Source organism: Kitasatospora sp. NPDC091257, from assembly GCF_044757675.1.
Lineage (GTDB): Bacteria > Actinomycetota > Actinomycetes > Streptomycetales > Streptomycetaceae > Kitasatospora > Kitasatospora lactacystinica.
Map to the genome: position 1 here is coordinate 1 of NZ_JBIVVI010001367.1, position 2,199 is coordinate 2,199.

Below are 2,199 nucleotides of genomic sequence, written 5' to 3' on the forward strand. Positions count from 1 at the left end.
ATCCGCCCCCGCACCACCGAACTCCTCCGGCACGTGCACCGCGTGCAGGTCATTGCCCCGCAACGCCTCCAGCGCCTCCTGCGGGAACCGCCCCAACTCGTCCACCTCCGCCGCGAACGGAGCAATCTTCGCCTCGGCCAGCGAACGCACCGCCTCACGGAGCATCCCGTGCTCCTCGGAGATCCGGAAGAGATCGAAGTCAGCCGCCCCTGCGCTGCCCGCCATGATGCCTGCCTCGTCGTTCAGTGACCGGTGCCCGATCGAGGTCCGATCGACGCCCGGTGCGAGTCGAATCCGCGGTTAACTACCGTTCAGTAGAGATCCTAGGGCGCCGACCTGTGGCTGCCTAGCGTTCAGGGCGGCCCTTCGGGCGTGCAGGTGATCCCGGTGCGCCCTCGGCGGGCGGATAGCATCAGGGCATCCGTACTGGTCGCGTCCGCATCCAAGGAGAACCCGTGACCCTCCGCATCTCCGTGATCGGCACCGGCTACCTCGGCGCCACGCACGCCGCCGCGATGGCCGAGTTCGGCTTCGAGGTGCTGGGTCTGGACATCGACCCCGACAAGATCGCCATGCTGACCGCGGGTCGCGTCCCGATGTACGAGCCGGGCCTGTCCGAACTGCTGCTCAAGCACGTGGCCGGGCACGAGGGTTCGACCGGACGGCTGCGCTTCACCACCTCCGCCCAGGAGGCCGCCGAGTTCGGCGACGTGCACTTCATCTGCGTCAACACCCCGCAGCGCAAGGGCGAGTTCGCCGCCGACATGTCGTACGTCGACACGGCGATCGACGAGCTCGCGCCGCACCTGACCCGTCCCGCCCTGGTGGTCGGCAAGTCCACCGTCCCGGTCGGCTCGGCGGCCCGGCTGGCCGAGCGGCTGGCCGCGCTGGCACCGGTCGGCGAGGGCGCCGAACTCGCCTGGAACCCGGAGTTCCTGCGCGAGGGGTTCGCCGTGCAGGACACCCTGCGGCCGGACCGGATCGTGGTCGGCGCCCAGAGCGAGCGGGCCGAGCGGGTGCTGCGCGAGGTGTACGCGGAGCCGATCGCGGCCGGGGTGCCGTTCATGGTCACCGACTACGCGACCGCCGAACTGGTCAAGGCGGCCGCCAACTCCTTCCTGGCCACCAAGATCTCCTTCATCAACGCGATGGCCGAGGTCTGCGAGGCGGCCGGCGCGGACGTCACCCAGCTCAGCAAGGCGCTCGCCTACGACGAGCGGATCGGCGGCAAGTTCCTCAACTCCGGCCTCGGTTTCGGCGGCGGCTGCCTGCCCAAGGACATCCGGGCGTTCATGGCCCGGGCCGGCGAGCTCGGCGCCGACCAGGCGCTGACCTTCCTGCGCGAGGTCGACTCGATCAACATGCGGCGCCGCTCCCGGATGGTCGAGCTGGCCCGCGAGCAGTGCGGCGGCGGCTTCCTGGGCCGCCGGGTCGCCGTCCTCGGCGCCGCCTTCAAGCCCAACTCGGACGACATCCGGGACTCCCCCGCCCTCAACGTGGCCGCCCAGATCCAGCTCCAGGGCGCCCAGGTCACCGTCTACGACCCGAAGGCCGTGGACAACGCCCGCAAGATGTTCCCGTCCCTCACCTACGCCCACTCCGCCCTGGAGGCCGCGGAGGGCGCCCACGTGGTCCTCCACCTCACCGAGTGGTCCGAGTTCCGCGAGCTGGACCCGTCCGCGCTCGGCGCCGTGGTCGCCGAGCGCCGCCTCCTCGACGGCCGCAACGTCCTGGACGCCGAGGCCTGGCGGGCCGCCGGCTGGACCTACCGCGCCCTGGGCCGCCCGAGCTGAGGCCTCCGCCCGCGCCGCTCGAAGCGCCCGTTCCCGGACTCCGGGGGCGGGCGCTTTCGTCGTCTGCCGACCGAACCATTTGAACACGTTCAGATCGTGTGCGAGGATCGCCGCACGCACTGCTCGACCGGGGGGTCCCATGCGCAAGCGGTTCAAGTGTCTGATCGGCGCCACGGCGGCGGCCGTCGTGGTCACGCCGGTGGTCTACGTCGGGTACGCGATGACCCACCGGGACGCCGGAAGCCCGACGACGGTCGGCTGCTCCACCGTGATGGCCTTCGCGGGCGGGAAGCTGCCCACGCAGGCCGCCGGGGCCTCGTGCACGGACGACAACACCTGGCAGGAGCAGGGCTACTCCGCCGAGTTCCGGATGCCCCGGGCCGACCTCCCCGCCCGGCTGACGGAG

At 71.5% G+C, this 2,199-nt stretch carries 3 protein-coding genes; 2 read left to right on the forward strand and 1 reads right to left on the reverse strand.

From position 1 onward, the window contains the following. On the reverse strand, positions 1–225 hold a 225-nt coding region (locus tag ACIQOV_RS38335), incomplete at its 3' end, for an acyl-CoA dehydrogenase family protein (protein ID WP_401055392.1). 230 nt (positions 226–455) lie between these two features. Between ACIQOV_RS38335 and ACIQOV_RS38340 the strand changes: the two genes are divergently transcribed. Beyond that, the gene (locus ACIQOV_RS38340) at positions 456–1,793 is read left to right on the forward strand and encodes a UDP-glucose/GDP-mannose dehydrogenase family protein (protein ID WP_359906155.1); all 1,338 of its coding nucleotides are present in this window, start codon (positions 456–458) and stop codon (positions 1,791–1,793) included. 139 nt (positions 1,794–1,932) lie between these two features. Next, positions 1,933–2,199 (forward strand): hypothetical protein (locus tag ACIQOV_RS38345; protein ID WP_401055394.1); only part of this gene is annotated, 267 nt, incomplete at its 3' end.